Origin of the sequence: Clostridium zeae (assembly GCF_017312485.1) — a bacterium.
In the GTDB taxonomy this organism is placed as follows: Bacteria; Bacillota; Clostridia; order Clostridiales; family Clostridiaceae; genus Clostridium_AR; species Clostridium_AR zeae.
Window position 1 is genome coordinate 115,833 of the sequence record NZ_BMBA01000008.1, and the last position, 20,240, is coordinate 136,072.

Consider the following 20,240-nt stretch of genomic DNA (forward strand, 5'->3'; position numbering starts at 1 on the left):
CTCTAATTTACTTTAAAGCTTCTTAAAAATACTAGTTAGCTTTTTTATTTCTTCTTAGAGATACAAAGCCTAAAGCTGTTAACATTAAACCAGCTAGAGCTAACATTCCTCCATTGATTGGTGATCCAGTCTTAGGAAGATTGTCAGTTGTTGCAGGTGTTAATGCATTTGTTTCTACAACGAAGTAGTCTGAACAGTGATTTGTTTCATAAGCTACATAACCTTCGCTATCAACTTTTACAGTCTTAGCTACTATATCATAGTTATTTTTATCACTGTAGAATCTACCTACATCAACAGTCTTGTTTGCCCATTGCTTTCCTACATATACCTTTGCAGTTGCCTTACCTGGTAAGTATCCATCATAAGTATATGAGAAAGTAGCATACTCAACATCTTTTCCTGAATCAGCCTTAAGTTTCTTACCAATTCTAGTTATAAGCTCTGTTGAAGGCTCTTTTAAAGATAAATCTATCTTGTCCATACCTGCAAACTTATCTGCAGTTATGTCCTTACCATTAAAAGTCCAGCCTACTTTGTTTCCAGTAAAGTTTAAAGTAATATCTTTGCCATCAATTGCGCTAAAGAATCTAGTATCAACTACTGGCTTTTCTTCAATACCTACTTTTACTGACTTACCTTCATAGTTGGTATTCTTCTTTTCGATAGACATTATGAATAAATCTACTAGGTAATCTCTATTACCACCTATGTTAACTTCATTTTGTTTAGTTACAGTTTCTTTTTCCTTATCAGTTGGGTCGATAAGTTCACTTCCACTATTTAAGTCATAAAGTACAGGCACTGTTCCTTTTAACTTAATATTAAAATCTTTAGTATCGCTTATCTTTCCTTTAGAAATAGTAGCTGTAAGCTTAACATCTGTATCAAATAATGGTCTTGATAGTGTACCATCCTTAGAAACTACCCCTGCTGGGCTTGCTCCCCAAGTTATAGTTGTTCCATTTGCCCCTGAGCCTGCTAATACAAGTGGCTTAGTTACGCTGTTTGCATTATCTCCATCAGCATACTTAACCTGTAAGCTTTCCTTGTCTGCTGATACTGATTGTGTATCAGTTAATACCACTGTCTTATTGATAACACTGTCTTCTAAAGTCACTAACTTAAAGCCAACGACCTTGTTATTTGAATCTAATTCATAAACTGCAACATACTTGTTCTTAGTATAATCTCCAAGAGCTATATCATTTCCTGAAGTATATGGGTTAGTTACTAATGTTCCAGTTGGTGCTGTATCTCCTACATTTGGTACTGCTATTACGTCATCTAAAACCTTAACTGCTAGCTTGTTTCCTGAACCTACTGTTGCATTAATCTTAGTTGTTCCTGTAGTAGAACCTATAGTAGAAGTCGTAGTCACTTGTGGTGCAGTTCTGTTGATTTGATCATTTGTTAAAGTTACAGACTTGAAGCCAACTACTTTACCATTTGAATCTACTTCATATACTGCAATATATTTATTCTTTGTATAATCTCCAAGGTTTATATCTTTTCCTGAAGTATATGGATTAGTTACACCTTCACCTATTGGTGCTGCATCTCCTACATTTACTGAAGGTAACTGTGACTCTGAAACCTTTATTGCTAAGTGGTTTCCATTTCCTACTTCTGCATTGATCTTTGTCTCACCAGTGCTTGTTCCCTTTTGAGGAGTCACTACAACTTCTGGTGCAGTTCTGTTGATATCTTCATCAGTTAGAGCTACTAGCTTAAAGCCTACAACCTTGTTGTTAGCATCTAATTCGTAAACTGCTAGATATTTATTTTTAGTATAATCTCCTAAGTTAATGTCTGTACCTGATGTGTAAGGATTGGTTATTCCAAGTCCTAGTGGCATATTATCACCTTTGTTTGGTGTTTGTACTACCATTTCAGATACCATAACTGCTAAATGATTTCCTATACCTGGAGTTCCATTGATTTGAGTCTTTCCAAGGGTAGTTCCCTTTTCTGGTGCTACTACTATCTCAGGTGAAACTCTATTTATATCTTCATCAGTTAAAGTTATTAACTTAAAGCCTACAATTTTATTATTTGAATCTAATTCATAAATACCTAAGTATCTATTGCTTGCATAGTCTCCTAAATTAATATCTGCTCCTGAAGTATATGGATTAGTTATACCTAGTCCTAACTCCATTGAATCTCCTACATTTGGAGTACCTAGAGGAGCATTTGAAACCTTAACTGCTAAGTGATTACCTATTCCAGGTACTGCATCAACCTTAGTCTTACCGTTATTAGTTCCTTTTTCTGTAGTTGCTACAATAACTGGAGCTTCTCTGTTTATATCTTCATCAGCTAAGTTTACAAGCTTGAAGCCAACTACTTTATTATTTGTATCTAATTCATATACTGCAAGATATTTGTTCTTAGTAAAATCTCCAAGGTTAATATCTGTATTTGAAGTATATGGGTTAGTTACTCCTACTCCTGTTGGAGCATCATCACCAATATTTGGAGTTGCTACAGCTTTGTCTGAAATCATAACTGCTATGTGATTTCCAGCTTGAGGTGATGTTATAAGTCTGCTTTCTCCTGTAGCACTACCCTTTTCAGGATCTACTACTATTGCAGGTGCAGTTCTGTTTATTTCCTCACTTGTTAATTCTACAAGCTTAAAACCTACAACATTGTTATCTCCGTCTAACTCATATACACCTACATATTTGTTTTGAGTATAGTTTCCAAGAGCTAAATCAGCACCTGGAGTATATGGATTAATAACTCCTTGTCCTACTGGAGCTGGATCACCTATATTTGGTGTTGGTAATACTTCTGATGCAACTTTTACCGCTATATGATTTCCGTTACTTGGGGCTACATTAATCTTAGTATCTGCTATTGAAGTTCCTTTTTCTGCAGAAGCGTCAATTACTTTAGCAGTAGTGTTTACAACCTCTGAAGATAAAGTTATTAGCTTAAAGCCTACAACCTTATTGTTACCATCTAACTCGTACACGCCAAGATATTTGTTTACAGTATAATCTCCAATGTTAATATCTGTTCCGTTAACATATGGATTATATACTCCGCCACCTATTGGTGCCTCCTGTCCTTCAACTGGTGTTTCTATAAGTGAGTCAGAAACCTTAACTGCAATGTGATTTCCATTACCAGCTGTTGCATTAACCTTAGTTTCTTCACTATTAGTACCTTTTGATGCTGTTGCATCTACTGTACTTGGTATTCCATAAATTTGATTATCTTGTAAGTTTATAAGCTTAAAACCTACCACCTTGTTACTATCATCTAATTCATACACTGCTACATATCTGTTAACCTTGTAATCACCTAAGTTTACATTATCTTGAGAATTGTATGGGTTAGTTACCCCCGTTCCTGTTGGTGCAGCATCTCCCTTATTAGGTGTAGCTACTGGTTCGTCTGAAACTTTTACAGCTAAGTGATTTCCACTTCCTGCAGTTGCAGCTATTTTAGTATCTCCAACGGCTGTTCCTTTAGATGCTGTTGCATCTAAGCTTGCAGCTGGCTGTGATACTGGATCTGTTGGTCCTACTACTACTCCGCCTCCATCTACAGCTCCATTAAGGTTTATAATTCTTTCCTTAGTTGGAGAACCATAAAGGATTGAAACTTTACCTGCACTTGTTGGGTTTCCTGAAGGATTATAGGTTATGCTTATCTCTCCAGACTGCCCTGGACTTAAAGTACTTCCTACACCTGTCCTATTTACTGTAAAATCACCTGTAGTCTTAATATCAGAGATACTTATAGGATCTTCAGAAATATTAGTTATAGTTATCTTTTTAACTGTATTATTTGTACTAGCATCAAAGAATAAGCTACTATTTGATACCTTAAGGTCATATCCTTGAAGATGTCCTCCAAATACCTTAAGATATATCTTTCCATCTCTTTCATATAAGAATAAGATATCTCCATTAGTTGAGTTTATTGATGCATTAGCTACTGTTGTTTGTGCTACCTTAACTGGTGTACCAAAGTTTTCCCCTAGATCACCACTTACTGAGAAATATACATATGCACCATCTGAAAATCCTGTTACTACATTACCATACCAATCATCACTTAAGGATCTACCTTGTGATACCATGTTATTTCCCATATCTGGAGTTGTTGATACTCCTGTTGATAAATTAACTTTTACACCAAGATTACTTTGCCCTGCAATAAGTAAATAACTAGCATCTGCTGTTGCTGCTATACTTCCAACTGAGTAGTACACTTGATTTCCTGGCATATGTGGTGCACCAAAAGTTTGTCCATGATCTGTACTTATGTAATATGTAATACTTGGGTTGTCCTTTTGTACTATAACATTATGTGTAAATGGATCTACGTGAACATCTGAGAAAACATACTGTTCATTAAAATCATAATGAGAGAAAGTGCTTCCTCCATCTTCACTCTTATAAAAGTCTCGTCCACTTCTGTCAATGAAATATAAGTAATTTCCATCTGTAGTCATATGTACACTCATACCCATCGATGAACCTACATCAACTGCCTCTGAGAAGGTTGATGCATGGTCGGTACTTCTTGAAAGCTTAATCATACCGTTTTCCATCCATGTAACATATACTATACCAGAGGATGATACGGCAACTTCAGCTTCGTAATTTTGAGCATAAACACTTACACTCGGCTTAAAGCTAGCACCATTATCTGTACTCTTTGCTACTCTAATTCCTTCGTTACTTCTATATACTGCATAAATCGTTCCATCGGAAGCTACCGCAAGTTTTCTTGAAGTATTTCCGTTCTGTAGAGTTGGATTTGTTCCAACGTCACTGACCAACACTTCTCCGTATAGGCTGGTATCAGTATCTGCCTTAGCAATCAAAGATTTGTTTATTCCTGAAATCTGTACTACATCTACTAAAAGCATAGAGAGTACCACCAAAAATGTGACAAATCGTTTAGTTTTTTTGCTCTTCATGTTATCCCCCTTACCTTAAACTTAAATTTATTTTTCTATAAATAAACTTTATCAAAAACTTCTCACAAAATTCTCACAAGATTCTCGCAGAATGGAAAAAGTACTCACACAATTTAATTTTAACTGTGTGAGTACTTTTAAATAAACTTATAGATTTATTGGTTTTTCTTACTTAATAACACCTTCAAGCCCTGATTCTAAGCGTAAATTCTTAAAAAGTTATATTTTCCTCTAGTTAAAAAGTTCCCTTCTTAAAAAGTTATATTTTTCTCTAGTTAAATTTCATCCTCTTTTAAAAGGCTACTTAACTCCACACTGAGCTAAAACAGTGTCAAAGATTTCTGCGCAGTCTATAGTATCTTGAAGTGGTATTATATCACTCTCTATTTTATTATTCTTATATAACTCAACAAAATGATTGATCTGATATATAAAACCATCTTCAAAACTTTCCTCAAAAACCTCTACCAAATTATTTTGCCTATCATATATTTCACATCTTCTTGGTCCTAAAAAATCATAAACTACTATGTGTCCATCTGAACCATATATATGTGCATCTCTATTAGTTTCAGCAGTAAAGCCGCAGCTTAAGGAAGCTAAAACCCCACTATTAAACTTCATATTCATTACCACAAAATCATCAACACCTGACTTACTGATGGTACCTACACTGTTTATCACAGCAGGCTTTTCCTCTAATATACCTGTTGTAAACTCTATAGGGTACACCCCTACATCATATAGACTTCCACCTGCTAACTTCGGATTGTAAAGTCTATGTTCTGGATCAAAAGGAAAATTAAAAGCAAAGGAAGCGTTGATTAACTTAACATCCCCTATCTTTTTTTCTTTCACCCACTGCTTAACCTTTTGAGTAGTAGGAATACATCTTGACCACATTGCTTCCATCAAAAGCACATTGTTTTCTCTCGAAAGCTTTGCTAATTCCTCTGCATCCTTCTTGTTTGTAACCATTGGCTTTTCACATATTACAGGTTTATTGTTATTTAAACAAAGCTTCACCATATCAAAATGAAAATTATGAGTTTGTGCTATATAAATTACATCAACCTCTTCATCTTTGATTAAATCGATATACTTATCATAAGCTTTCTTTGCACCAAAGTTTTCTTTAAAAACTTCAGCTCGTCCCATATCTGAAGCTGCCACTGAATTTAGCACTACCCCTTGAGCTGTATTTAAAACCTTTGCAAACCTTGCAGCTATACCTCCAAGCCCTATAATACCAAACCTTACTTTCATATAATCCTCTCTCCTTCTCATTTAAATTTGACCATCAATTTATATATCTTTTAAATCCATGAAGCTTATTTTTTTATCTTAATAGTCCTTTGTTATCATCAGCTTTCCTTAAAGTTATGTTTAATAAAGTTATTGAAATTAATTTCAAAATACCATTAGTTCAGAATATATAAATAAAGCTCTAAGCTTTTATCTACTGCATTTTTAACTATAGTTATAAAATCACTTAAATCCCCTTCGGTACTAGCGCTTTCTAATGACTTCATATATTCATCTCTATTTTCAGTTTTTATAATACTTATTGGATAACCATTTCTCATTAATATTAAATTCATTAAAAGCCTTGCAGTTCTCCCGTTACCATCTATAAACGGATGAATATAAACATATCGAAAGTGAAATTCTGCAGCGAGCTCAACCGGATGTAGTGCAAGCTTATTTTTATTATACCAGTCCAATAATTCACCCATTTTTTCTTTAACTAAAAAATGCTCAACTGGTCTATGTTGGCTACCACTTATTAATACATTACTTTGTCTATATTCACCTGCATTTTTATTATCTATACTTTTTAAAATTATATAATGCAAGTCTTTTATAACTCTTTCAGAAATATCTATATTTTTACTTACTATATCATCTATATAGTCTATTGCTTCTTTGTGATTGATAACTTCTAGATGCTCCCTTAAGCTTTTTCCTTTACCTATAGTAAGACCATCTTCAAGGATTACCTTTGTTTCTGTTATTGTTAATGTATTGCCTTCTATCGCATTTGAATTATATGTTAGTTCAACATCAAAGTATTTTTTTAAGTTATTTAATTCTGCAATATTTAAAGGTCTTTTACTATCTAATAGCTTTTTCTTATCATCTATATCATTAAACATAATATCAACTCCTAAATAAAATTATTCCCACATTAAGCATAAATAATATATTAATTTAATTATTACATATTATAGTAAATAAAAAAATCGCTAAAGCTACCTTTTTAGCGATTTTTTACACATTTAATTCCCTAAAGCGTATGAGGAAAATCTGATAAACCAATAAATTTTGATTTTCATAAAGTAATCTTAAAAACAGTACCTTCACCAGCATTGCTTTCGAAGGTTATGTTACCATTGCATATCTCTACAATTCGTTTTACAATTGCAAGCCCTAGGCCATTTCCTTCAGATGCCCTGGAGGCGTCTCCTTGATAGAACTTTTCGTATATTCTACTCTTAGATTCTTCTGATATACCTATTCCATTATCCTTTATCATCACTATTATGTTCTGCTTATCTTTTTTAAGGGATATATCTATAAAGCCTTTATCATTTGAAAACTTTATAGCATTCCCAATGAGATTCACCCATACCTGCTGCATGAGCTCCTCATCTCCACTATACATAACTTTCTCTAAGCTTAAGTTTAGCTCTAAATTCTTCTTGCTCCATTGCTCTTCTAATAGCAAAAGAGTTTTTCTTATCTGCTCATCAAGAGAAAATGTTTTTGCTTCATTTTGAATTATTTGATTGTCTAGTCTTGAAAGTCTAAGCATATTAGAACATAAATTATTAAGTCTTTTAGTTTCTTCTATAATTATATCAGTGTATTCATCAAAGCTTTCTCTTGGTAAGTTTTTATCCTTTAAGACTTCTACAAACCCTTGAATTGAAGCTATTGGAGTCTTAAATTCATGGGACACACTGCTCATAAAATCTTTTCTTAAGTATTCCATACTTTTAAGTTCTTGTATCATCTTATTGAAATTATCTGCCAGAACACCTATCTCGTCATGACTTTTATAATCGATTTGTATATCAAAATTACCTCTTCCGATCTCCTTAGTACTCTCACTAAACTGCTTTATTGGCTTCACTATGCGTTTTGTCACAAAAAACACAGTAATAGAACCAACTAATACGCATATATGTAAAGTAATTATTAAAATAACATTTTGAGTTATATTTTGTCCATCGCTATAAAAGTTAATATCAAGCAATTTTAAAATACGGCTTATTGCTAAGGAAATAATCAGAGATAGAGCACATGAGAAACTTAATATTCCTATAAAAATCAAAGTAAACTTAGCTCTTATTGATTTTGATATTTTTTTCATATGTATTTTTCCACCTTATACCCTAATCCACGTATGGTTATGATTTTGAACTCCTCTAAATGATCAAACTTTTTGCGGAGCTTCTTAATATGACTATCCACAGTGCGTTCATCTATGTCTATATCCATCCCCCATATCTCATCCATAAGCTGCTGCCTAGTAAATATCTTATTAGGATAACTTAAAAGCTTGAACAATAGATAGAATTCTTTTTTAGGAAGTTCTACAATCTCCTCAGGTGTAGTTACCGTTAGATTGTCATAGTTTAAGCTTATATCTCCAAGTATTATCTTTCGCTCAGTAGATATCTTAGCTCTTCTTAAAAGTGCTGAAACCCTTAAAAGCATCTCATTCATATCTATAGGTTTTACCATATAGTCATCAGTTCCAACAATGAATCCTTTTTCCTTATCTTCAAAACTATCCTTAGCAGTAACCATAAGTATAGGTATATTAAAATCGGCATCTCTCAAGGTCTTGGTAAGCTCATAACCATCAAGCTTTGGCATCATAATATCACTTATTATAAGATCTATATGAACACTATCCATTATCTCTAAAGCTTTTTCTCCATCTTCAGCCTGATAAGCTTCATAACCAGCTTGCTCAAGCTTTACAGCCATTAACTTTCTTATATTTTTATTATCTTCCACTACAAGTATGCGAAACATATTCTTCCTCCATATATCCTTCAACTTTATATCATAAGCTTATATATTAAATCAAATAGAATAGATGAATCTATCTTTAATAATTTATTATTTAATTATATTATATCTACAGCTTGTGTCCTAGATGTGACTCATATCGATATAGTTTTTCTTTTAATATATCCACATTTAACATATCATTTATAAAATTGGCTATGTTTAAGAAGATTATTGAAATTAATTGGTTATACAGGAGACGCTATATGAGCGAGCAATTAGATTTAAATGATTTTGGCAGATGTAATGGCGTAAAAAAACTGTACTGTTCGAACGTAGTGAGTTTACAGTTTTAGCCATGGAATATGACAAAATCATATTAATTCTTTGCGTAAGCTCATTTAAGCGTCGGATGATTAACCAATTAATTTAGAAAAAAGGTGCCAATCAATTTATGTTGACTGGCACCCATAGGTATCATAATTAAACTTTACAGCAGTTTAATCTTATCTTTAATTATTTTTTCTTTTTCTTATCATAACAACCCCAAGAGTTATTACCACTAAACCAAGGAAAACTAAAATATTAGAATCTATTAATGCTCCAGTCTTTACAAGCTGCGTTACCGAATTATTGTTAGATGCTGGTGCATCGTTAGTATTCTTAACAACTGGTTTTAACTGATCTTTGACAGTAAAAGTCTTTACTTCAGAAGAACTTATATTTACTTGAAGTACCTCTGTATTTACAAGGTACCCTTCTGGCGCTTTAGTTTCTTTAATTGTATAAGCACCATAAACAACTTCTGAAAATCTTGCAATACCATTTTCATCTGTTAATACTTTTTGTACTTCTTTTCCCTGTTCATCAAAGAGAGTAAATTCTGCCCCTTTAAGAAGTTTGTCATCTTCTCCTAGCTTCTTAACCTCAATTGAACCTCTTATCTTTTTGTTCTCAATAGGTCCTACTTCATAGACTTTTCCATCCTCGGTTATATTTACCTTGTACTCGTCGTCTATCTTGTTATAACCTAATTTTGCTTTGGTTTCTTTCACTATATACTGACCATAAACTACATTATCAAACTCAGCAATACCATCTTTATCAGTAACCTTTGAAGCAACTAAATTTCCTCGCTCATCAAGTAGTGAAAATTCTGCACCCTCTAGAGCTTCTTTTTGTTCTCCAACTTTTATTACCTTTATTGATGCCCTAATTTTTTTATTTATTAGATTATCCGGTACTGGATTTATAGTTTTTCCGTCTTCAATTATCTCAGCTTTAATAGCTTGAGGATACAAGCTATATCCTTCTGGTGCCTTTGATTCAACTATATTATATAATCCATATTCTAAGTTTTTAAAAGATACTAATCCAGTGTCTGAGCTAGTAGAAACTCCTAAAGGTGTTTTTAGCTCTTTATCCAAAGCTGAATAAATCTTGAATTCCGCATCTTTTAATGGCTTATTATCTTCACCGAATTTATAGAATTCAATGTTACCTCTTATTTTTGAATCACTTACTACATATGGTGCAGCCTGAACAGTTATTCCCTCATCTCTCACGGATGCTGTAAGTACTTGAGAAGAAACTGTATATCCATTCGGAGCTTTTGTTTCTTTAATCTTATAATCACCATAATCAACATTTGAGAAAGTTATAAATCCGTTATCAACACTTAAGTCCTTTGCTACAGGACTTTCAAATTTTCCATCCTCTGCTTTATATAATGTATATTCTGCATCCTTTAACGGATCTCCATTTTCTCCAACTTTCTTAAATTCTATTGAGCCTCTGATTTTATCGTTCTCATAGATATAAGTTATATTTTTTTCATCAGTTGTATTTTTCACCTGAAACTTGTAAACCTCACTGCTTAACTTATAACCTACAGGCGCTGTTTTTTCTCTAACTGAGTAATCTATATCAAATTTCAAGTTATTAAATAGGGCTATACCATCATCTGTGGTTGGCTCTGAAGTTTTAATAACATTTTCATATTTATCAAGAAGTTCAAATACAGCCCCTTTAATAGGAGTACTAGTAACTTTGTCAGCTTTAATAACCTTTATGCTTCCACTTTCACCAATACTTCCTCCTCCAGCAACCTGAAATCTAACTGCAACAGGCTGTGAAGTTCCTCTATCAGTAGATCCACTACCAGTAAATGTAGCTGAGTTAGTAAATGGAGACTTAGTTTTATCTGTAACATTGGTTGTAAAAGATAACCTATAAGAATCCTTTACTGCTGCAGGAAAGTTAAAAGTAAATACTCTAGTATCCTTATCATACTTTACACTATTTTGATTAAGAGCTACTTCATCACTTTTTGTTAAGGTTCCATCTGAATTCACTATATTTTTATATAACTTCACAGATGTAGTATCCAGCTCCAACCCCTGCTGCAAGGTATCAACAACGGTTGCTGTATCTAGCGAAATCTGATTTGAATTTACGTCAATATTCCAATCAATAAACGAATTGCCATCTACATAACTGCTTGTCTTGTTTATTGTAGTATTCTTTATAGTGATTGTAGCTGGATCGCTTACATTTGGAGGTATTATGTCTCCTGATAAACTAGCAGTATTGCTTATCTGCTTATCTCCATTGGTATTAAATATACTTAAATCTATAACCTTAGTTTTAAGGGTTATAGTCTGTGTAGTATTTATAGTCCCTACAAAGTTGTAAGTAAAAGTCTTGCTAGCACTATCATAATTATAATTCGAGCTATTAGCTTGTACACCATTTATAGTTACTGAGCCATCTACAAATTCTTGCCCACTAGTAATTACATCAGTAACCTTTGCACTATTAATAGGCATTTTATTTTTATTTACCACTATTGTCCAAGTAGCTTCTCTAGTTGCATAGTTATAATTGGATCCGTCTTTCCTTATAACCTCACTATTTACATTTTGATTTGCAGTATCTTGAGAGGTTTCTATACCATCACCACTTATTGATGCAGTGTTACTATAGGACTTATTTGTTATATTTGCTGCAAATACCTTTGGATCTGTAACCTTAGTTTTAAAGGTTATAGTATAGGTACTGTTTATACTGCCATTAAAATTATATTTCAGTATACCTGTTTTAGTACTATCTCCTGAAACTGGAGTATAGCTAAAGCTGCCATTAGCGTTATTATCAATACCTGCAGAGTTATCAACATATTGCTGTCCAGTAGGTATATTGTCCGTTATTACTGCATTATTGATATTAATTTTGTTATTATCAACTATAATTTTCCAAGTAATTTCTGCAGTTTGAGCATTATAGCCTGCTGCTTGCTTATCAATTATATTACTTGGAACTCCAACCACTGCACTATCTGAGGCATTGCTTGGAATACCCACTCCTATAAAATCAACTTTATTTGTAAAATTCTTAGTTTTATTAGAGTTATATGTTGTTAAATCAACTATATCTGTAGAAAAGGTTATAGTATGCGGTTCATTTATATCCCCTTGGAAAATATATTGAAAGGTACTGCCTGAGTAATCATACTCACTGTCGCTTATATTTTTTCCATCAACCTTCACAGTTCCAGCGGTTAATGCTAACCCTGCAGGAATTGTATCTTTAACCAATGCATTAGTTAGGTGCTGTGCATTATTGTTGACTTTAATACTCCAATCTATTGTTTTAGTGGTTGAATTATAAGCACCACTTTTACTTATAAAATCCGTAGTAACAACAACTGATGCTACGTTTGATAAATCCTGTTTTCCATCATGGTTGAGCTTTGCTTGATTAGATTCTGTAGTTTTTGCACCTTCTGATTGAAAGACAGCAGGGTCTGTAACTTTAGTTTTAAAAACTATATTATAGCTTTGATTTATAGCACCTTGAAACTTATATGAAAGTGTCCCAGTTTTAGTCCTGTCAGCGCTATCATTAGCTAGATAACTAAATCCACTAGCACTACCATTATTATTGATAGTAGCAGAGTTATCAACGTATTGTTGTCCCAAAGGTATCTCATCCACCACCTCCACATCATTTAAAGTGAGCTTATCTGGGTTAGTTGTTATGGTCCATGTTACTTCATTCTTACTTGGATTATAACTTCCTGTTTTTGTTATATAAGTCTTAGGGGCCACAGGATCCTGATGAAAGTTCACATCTACCACCTTTGTAACACTTGCTCCAATATCAAAGATAATCTTTTCAGGATTTGTATTTCCAATCTGACTTTGATTAAAATAGCTGTCTACATAAAAATATCCACTTACATTTGAGTGAGTACTTGCATAGTCTGTAAAAGTGATTACAACATTACCTGAAGTATCAATATTTACCTTTGCCACAACCTCACTTGATCCAGCAGCAACTAAATCAAAATTAAGAGTTTTTATTATTTGTATCTGCTTTGGAATTTTCATTGTATAGGTGTCTCCAGCTTTAACTACTGCAGTATTAGGAATTGAAAACTTATAATTTATATGCACTTCCGAACTTTTACTCACATCACTTCCCAAGGGATTTCCACTTCCATCAGTTAATGTAAGATCAGTGATAAAAGGTACTGTGTTAGTTAGGTCTGCTGCGTTGACCATTAACGGCTGGAATCCTATTCCACAAACCTGAAAAATAATTGCCATAATTAGAGCAATTAAAGCTTTTCCCTTATTTCTCATTTCTCTCCTCCTTTTAATGAGCATTATTTGGTGATATATTTTTTTCACCAATTAGTTTCTGTAATCTTAAAATCAATAATTTATAAACTCTTTAATATTGATGCTAAAAAAAGTAAAAAAAATAGGCCTAACTAATTAAAGTTGGCCGGTTGCACTACTAGCTCGCTATATACAAAGTGCCCAGATTAAGTATATAGCTCAACGCTTCCATTTTATATAGATAATTAACTCATATATCCATATTAACTATCATTTATATTAATTTCGCAAGATATCCTATTTTTCATTTATAATACAAAAACTAATAATTAAATAATATCTATTATCAATACTTTTGTCAATATTTCTCTTTTATGTTAAAACCTCTGCCCAAAAGTGAGCAGAGGTCTCAAAATAACTATATTTATGCGGAGTTTTGAAAATAGATTTTAGATTAAAATGTTTCATATTTTTGGAACTGATTATAGGTTTCCTAATAATTTTCTCACTTCAGCTTCTTTTTCAAACAGCACACAGCCACCACTATGCTCTCCTGAAAGTATTTCATATTCCTTAAGCTTTTGGAATAGTGGAGATTTAAGAGCCTCTAATAAAGTACAATTTTTTAAATTCATATCTGAAAAAGGAGAAAATGGGCATGGTTCTGCTCCTCCGTTTGTATTTATGTGAAAGAAACCTCTACCTGCCGCAAGGCACCCACCTGTATACTTTTCATCTCCAGGGAAGGATAAGAAGATAGCATCTTCGTACATTTCTCTAAGCTTTTCCTGATCGGCTTCAAGAATATCACGCTCTTTATCTGTTGGCGCAATGTTCTTAGTAGCTTCTGTAACAGGAACATATTCTACGAAAACCATTGCTCTACAGCCCTTTTCATACAGTTTATCAAAAAATTCTTTACTTGAAACTGTATTTATATTTTCAGTAGTCACAGTAACCGATGCACCGTACAATATACCTTTTTTCTTTAAACTATCCATTACCTTCATTAAAGTATCGTAAGTTCCTTCACCACGTCTATCATCGGTCTGATTTCTATCTCCCTCTATACTTAGAATTGGTACAAGATTTCTATTCTTATCTAGGAGACTTATATAAGCTTCGTCAAGCATTGTACCATTTGTAAATATAGGGAACATTATTTCTTTTACTTTAGCAGCTTTTTCAACTACTTCTCTTCTCATAAGTGGTTCTCCACCAGCAAGCAATATAAATGGAATGCCTAAATCCTTTGCTTCCTCGAAAATTTCTCCCCATCTTTGCGCTGACATTTGATTTAATTCTAAACCTTCTCCACAAGCTTTATTTGCTCTAGCATAGCACCCCTTGCAGAACAAGTTACAAGTGCTAGTTATACTTGAAATTAAAAATGAAGGTATATCTTGTCCATTAGCTTCAAAGGTTTCCCTTTTCTTTTTTGCTTCCTTACTAGCTAGCATGTATTTTACCATGAACGCAGTTTCTCTTGGATTTTTAAAGGATGCCTTTATTATATTATTGATTATATTCTCTATTCCACCACTCATATATTCTGCTATGTTAAACTCACTATTCATATTCCCTAAAACCCCTTATTTTTATATTCTTTTATATATCAATAAATTTTATTGAAACTCTACTTATACCTATGTTTATAAATCATGACACGCTTTATATCTTTAGATTATGTTTAATATTACTGTTAAAGTTAAAGTGTTACTTCATCAATATATCTGAAAGGTAGCATCTTAATTCTAGAATAATTCTTAAAAATAGTGTTTGCTTGAAATTTATATATTTTTATTCCTCACATTTATTGTCATACTATTAGTCTATGTTTAAGAATATCGTTGAAATTAAGTTGTTATGCAGGAGATGCTTTATTATATATGCTTTATGTGTCCTAAATGTGACTCAGTATCTATTTAACTATTATCTATCTATGCATCTAAATCTTTCATAAGCCTTTTATAAAGTTCTACAGTGCTTTTACTTGGTTTTACGTCTAACTCATTTTCTAGTGTGTCCATTACATCTTTATAAAACTTGATAAGTCTTAACTTATCTCCTTTATAAAAATAGCATTTCATCATTAATTCATAAATTTCTTCATTATATGTATTTAGTCTTAACAATCTAGATAGATATTTTATTGCTATATCATACTGCTTCTTATCAATATAATAGTTTGAAAGCTTAATTGTCATATCTACATTTAAGTCATTAAGCTTTTGTACCTCATCAATACTCCATATATAGGCTTTATTTCCGTACAATTCTCCTTGATATAAATCAAGTATTCTTTCTACTATTCTTATGTTAGAATCATCTAAATTTTTATAATTTTTAAGTTTTCTAAAATCCCATAGATCACAATAAAAATTATCTAAGTTTAAAATATAACAGCCATTTTTATATTTGATAACTTCTTCTGTAAAGTTTGCTTTTTTTAAAGAGGTTTTCAATCTATATATTGTACTATGAAGATTATGTTCAGCTTTTTTCTCTGGAAAATCTGTCCACAGCATCTCACATAATCTCCATTTCTCAACAGGACGTCCTTCACTTAAGATAAGATATGCAAATAGCTCTTCAACCTTTACAGTTTCAAATTTAATTTGATTTAGTGCACTACTATCTTTTTCTTCAATAGACAATGTAAATTGCCCAAGGCACGTAACTTTGCATCTCTGATTTTTATTGACAAATATATCTTCCTCAGTAGTATGTTGTGTTCCTCGTTCGCTAGTGTTTTCTTTGGATAAATTCTTTTCTTTAATTTTATTTTCAGAAACAGTGTTAATTAATTTAACCTCCTGCCCTGCTTTAGTTTTATCATTACTATGTAAATTACCTTTATCTGCCTTTTTATTAATATCTTGAATTAATGGATATATAGTTATTATCCTATCTATGGTTTTGTTTATCTGTTCCTCTGTAACCGGCTTTAATATGTAATCTACCGCGTCGACCTTAAAGGCATCAAAAGCATATTCCTTATAAGCTGTAGAAAAAATAATTTGCATTTTGTAGTCTAGTTTTCCTAGTTCTTTTGCTAAGGCTATTCCATTCATTCCTGGCATCTCTACATCAACGAATGCAATATCAGGCTTAAGCTCATCTATGTGTGAGATTGCCTCCTTTGGATTTGAAAACTCCCCTATTACATCCACCTTGCCACTCTTTTGTATTATATATTTCATAAGGCTTAAAGTTGGAAGTTCATCATCAATAATAATAGCAGTTAATTTCATCTTTAGTCCCCCTACACCTTTGGCAACTTTATAATTACATTTGTGAATATTTGTTCTTCACTTTCTATAATAAATTCACTTCCCTTAATACTTTTCACTCTTCCATAAACATTTCTTATACCGACTCTCTGGTTGGAATTTCTACTTATTAATTGTTCTATCTTATCTTTTGATATTCCAACACCATTATCAGCTACGGTTATAACCACTTTTTCCTGTGATTCCTTTATGGATACTTGGATTTTCACACCAGTTTCTTTGTCATATATCCCATGCTTTATAGAGTTTTCTACTAATGGCTGTATTATCAGCGACGGTATCAGACAGCTTGTAAGCTTTTCATCAATATCGTACTCTACGGATATTTTATCTCCAAATCTAGCTTTTTCTATTGCTAAATATGCACCTACAAGATCTAATTCATTATATATAGTTGTGAGAAAAGAATCCTTATCTATATCAAAGACTGTTCTAAGATATTTGCTAAATTGTCCTATAAGATTTGCAGCCTTTTCTCCGTCTGTATAACAAAAGGACATTATTGTACTTAAAGCATTAAATAAAAAATGAGGTTTAATCTGAGCATTCAAAAATGCCATTTCGCTATTTACAGCCTCTCTAACTGATTTTTTCATATTAATTAAGGTTCTTATCCTAGCCTTTATCTCTTTATCATTAAATGGCTTGCTTATATAATCATTGGCTCCAGCTTCAAGTCCTAGTAGCAAATCATCACTTTTATGACTAGCAGTTGTTATTAATACAGGAAGTTCTATCAAGTTATACTCTTCTCTAAGCTGTTTACATACTCCTATACCTGATATCTTAGGCAGCATTGTTTCAATTATTACTATATCCACATCATTATCTCTCAGTTTTTCCATGGCTTCTTCCGCTGAAAGAGCTGTTAAAACATCATATCCTTCTGAGGCACATATATTTCCCAGCACATAAATACTCTCTATATCATCATCTACAATCAGAATAGTAAAATCTCTTCCTTCTTTTATATCAATATTTAAATTAACATCTAAAAAATCTTCATTTGATAAAGGCTTTGTTGCTGAAGCTCTATTGGACTTCTCCATTTCTATATACCTAGGAATATCAAGAACAAATCTGACCTTTCTTGATTGTTTATCTTCCTCCTTTGTTAAAGTCCCATTCATAACCTCAGCTAGTTGCTTAGATATTGAAAAATGTAGCTCTTCATGCTCCATACTTATGTTGTCGTGAAATATATTTTGAGTATTGCTCTTATTTACAACACTACCTTCATATTCAATATAGATATGTATTAAATGCCTTTCCGTAGTACTGCTTATTCTAATAGAACCTTGTTCCATATTATTTATAAAGCTTTCTATCAAGTTGTTTAGTATTTGTCTCATTCTATCTTCATCTGCATGTATAAAAACATTGTCTTCTACTTCATTTGTTAGCTCTATTCTATTTTTATCTATTAAATAGTTAAAAACATCCAATGCTATACTTACGCATATTTTAAGATCAACTTTTCCTAGTTCAAGTCTTAACCTTCCACTTTTTAGAATTATAAAATCCGATATATCTCCAACTAGTTTTGACATCCTTCTCGAAACCCTATTTATCAGTAAGATATCTCTTTTTTCTTTAGCTAATCTCATAACACTATCTCTTTGAAGCAATGAATGTGATATATTTGTTATCCCAAAGATAGGTGTCTTTAAATCATGAGATATTCTAGCCATAAATTCATCTGTAGCCTTTTCCGCTTTCATTAAATCTCTTGATAGCTGTGCTACATTTTCATAGGCTAAGGTAAATCTATAAGCTAATAATGTAGCCGTAAATATTATAAATCCTAGAAAGGAAATCCCTAGAACTATATAACTTCCAAAAATTCCGTTGTCATATACTACAGTAATAATAGGAAATACGAAAAGACAAATCATTGCTGCAGAAAACATTATAGATCCTTTTTTATCTAAAGTTCCATAGTCCTTTTTATATATGCATATGATAGAGTTTATAAGTACTAATATTATAACTACTTGATTAAAGGCTAAAAACCAAAATTTTATTGATGAATATATACTATAAGGTGCCACTAATATTAAAATTAAATATGGAACCACAACTATGTAAATTATCTTATTAAATTTATTATTTAGATACGCTTCATTTATACTTCTAACAAATAAACTAAAAGGAATCACTACTACTATGGAAACAAAGTATTGGATTCTATAAACAATATATCCTAAACTGTTATATAGAAGCTGCGAGAGAATTCTTTCACCATTAGCCAATACACAAATAGCTAATGAAATAAAAAATATTCCGCTATATAAAAAACTTCTATTCACTAGTTTTTCTCCCATCTTATATATGGTTAAGTGATATACTCCAAACAAAACAAGTATCACTGTAGCTGATATATCTAATCCATTTTTAATATCTCCTATACTATCTACTTGGCTACCTTCACCAAATATTATACTATTTGCTATACCTCCTACTGAAGAATCATAGTTTGCTACTTGTATTATAAGTTCTATATCAAAATCACTGTTAGCTCCATAATTTCTCGATTTCTCTTTTTTACTGTCGTTATAAAAATATATATTATACGGGCTATTATTACCTTTATATTTATTTACGTCTAATGAGCTCTCCCCTTTTTGTCCTAAAAGTTTTCCATTTATATAAACTTTACTGGCCATCTTTATATTCTCTATATTTATACCGAGTAAGTTATCTCTTTCACTTGTTTTAATTAACAATCTATATGTAGCAACCCCTTTAGTTATTACTTTATCGTTTTTCCTCCATAGAAATGGTACTTCTATATAATTCTGACGTTCTTTTATCTTATCACCATTGATTTGGAAATCTACTGGAGTTAGGAGTTCATTTGGGTATAACTGCCACTGTCCATCAAGTTTTATAGCGCCGTCTTTATTAAAGTTCCAGTTTGATAGATCAATCTTACCTCCTACAGCTTGAGGTCTCTCTGTTGAATTAATATGTGAATTAATAGCTATAACTGATATTATAAAAACAATTATTATAACTAGAATTTTAAAATTATTTTTCGTTAACTTAATCATAACTTCTCCTAACCCTTTTCTTACTTTGTACATCTTAGAATGTGAGCTATTTAAATGTTTTATTCTTCAATTATAACACTTAAAATGAAGCTTTATTTAATATAAAAAATGATTATTTCTTCCCTATATAGTGCTTTAAACCCAGGTAAAAATATTAAGTTTATCAATAGAGGAATTAGTGGAAACCGAGTTAAGGATTTAAAGGCTAGATGGAATCTTTAATCAAGCTGCTACATTTAAGCCTATGAATTTCTGGGCAAATGATGGAGTTCATCCAACTCAAGCTGGTCATGGCTTGATT

9 protein-coding genes and 1 riboswitch are annotated in these 20,240 nt (G+C 32.1%); all 9 genes read right to left on the bottom strand.

The window, feature by feature from the left end:
- Positions 1-31 precede the first annotated feature (31 nt).
- The 9 genes from J3477_RS22510 to J3477_RS22550 all read right to left on the bottom strand — a co-directional run bounded on the left by J3477_RS22510 (position 32) and on the right by J3477_RS22550 (position 19,939).
- Complete coding sequence (locus J3477_RS22510; RefSeq protein ID WP_206872490.1) at positions 32-4,945, bottom strand: immunoglobulin-like domain-containing protein; 4,914 nt, start codon at positions 4,943-4,945, stop codon at positions 32-34.
- Positions 4,946-5,245: 300 nt separating this feature from the next.
- The gene (locus J3477_RS22515; protein WP_206872491.1) at positions 5,246-6,211 is read right to left on the bottom strand and encodes a Gfo/Idh/MocA family protein; all 966 of its coding nucleotides are present in this window, start codon (positions 6,209-6,211) and stop codon (positions 5,246-5,248) included.
- Positions 6,212-6,366: 155 nt separating this feature from the next.
- The gene (locus J3477_RS22520) at positions 6,367-7,101 is read right to left on the bottom strand and encodes a Fic family protein (protein WP_206872492.1); all 735 of its coding nucleotides are present in this window, start codon (positions 7,099-7,101) and stop codon (positions 6,367-6,369) included.
- Positions 7,102-7,277: 176 nt separating this feature from the next.
- Complete coding sequence (locus J3477_RS22525) at positions 7,278-8,321, bottom strand: sensor histidine kinase (protein WP_206872493.1); 1,044 nt, start codon at positions 8,319-8,321, stop codon at positions 7,278-7,280.
- A complete protein-coding gene (locus tag J3477_RS22530; RefSeq protein WP_206872494.1) occupies positions 8,318-8,992 on the bottom strand; it encodes a response regulator transcription factor in 675 nt (224 codons plus the stop codon). Before J3477_RS22530 ends, J3477_RS22525 begins: the two co-directional genes overlap by 4 nt.
- A 488-nt stretch (positions 8,993-9,480) precedes the next feature.
- On the bottom strand, positions 9,481-13,614 hold the full coding sequence (locus tag J3477_RS22535) for an LPXTG cell wall anchor domain-containing protein (protein WP_206872495.1): 4,134 nt from the start codon (positions 13,612-13,614) through the stop codon (positions 9,481-9,483).
- A gap of 134 nt (positions 13,615-13,748) precedes the next feature.
- Positions 13,749-13,832, bottom strand: a riboswitch (cyclic di-GMP riboswitch).
- A gap of 243 nt (positions 13,833-14,075) precedes the next feature.
- Positions 14,076-15,170 carry a radical SAM/SPASM domain-containing protein gene (locus J3477_RS22540; RefSeq protein ID WP_206872496.1) on the bottom strand — a complete coding sequence of 365 codons (1,095 nt, stop codon included), beginning with the start codon at positions 15,168-15,170 and terminating at the stop codon, positions 14,076-14,078.
- 363 nt (positions 15,171-15,533) lie between these two features.
- Positions 15,534-16,847, bottom strand: coding sequence for a response regulator (locus J3477_RS22545; RefSeq protein ID WP_206872497.1), 1,314 nt, complete (start codon positions 16,845-16,847; stop codon positions 15,534-15,536).
- Positions 16,848-16,858: 11 nt separating this feature from the next.
- Positions 16,859-19,939: a hybrid sensor histidine kinase/response regulator gene (locus J3477_RS22550; protein WP_206872498.1), complete on the bottom strand. Its 3,081-nt coding sequence runs from the start codon at positions 19,937-19,939 to the stop codon at positions 16,859-16,861.
- Positions 19,940-20,240: the final 301 nt, after the last annotated feature.

Coding starts and splice junctions, on each gene's coding strand:
- J3477_RS22510 (WP_206872490.1), bottom strand. CDS start 4,945: ATGAAGAGCAAAAAAACTAAACGATTTGTCACATTTTTGGTGGTACTC.
- J3477_RS22515 (WP_206872491.1), bottom strand. CDS start 6,211: ATGAAAGTAAGGTTTGGTATTATAGGGCTTGGAGGTATAGCTGCAAGG.
- J3477_RS22520 (WP_206872492.1), bottom strand. CDS start 7,101: ATGTTTAATGATATAGATGATAAGAAAAAGCTATTAGATAGTAAAAGA.
- J3477_RS22525 (WP_206872493.1), bottom strand. CDS start 8,321: ATGAAAAAAATATCAAAATCAATAAGAGCTAAGTTTACTTTGATTTTT.
- J3477_RS22530 (WP_206872494.1), bottom strand. CDS start 8,992: ATGTTTCGCATACTTGTAGTGGAAGATAATAAAAATATAAGAAAGTTA.
- J3477_RS22535 (WP_206872495.1), bottom strand. CDS start 13,614: ATGAGAAATAAGGGAAAAGCTTTAATTGCTCTAATTATGGCAATTATT.
- J3477_RS22540 (WP_206872496.1), bottom strand. CDS start 15,170: ATGAATAGTGAGTTTAACATAGCAGAATATATGAGTGGTGGAATAGAG.
- J3477_RS22545 (WP_206872497.1), bottom strand. CDS start 16,847: ATGAAATTAACTGCTATTATTATTGATGATGAACTTCCAACTTTAAGC.
- J3477_RS22550 (WP_206872498.1), bottom strand. CDS start 19,939: ATGATTAAGTTAACGAAAAATAATTTTAAAATTCTAGTTATAATAATT.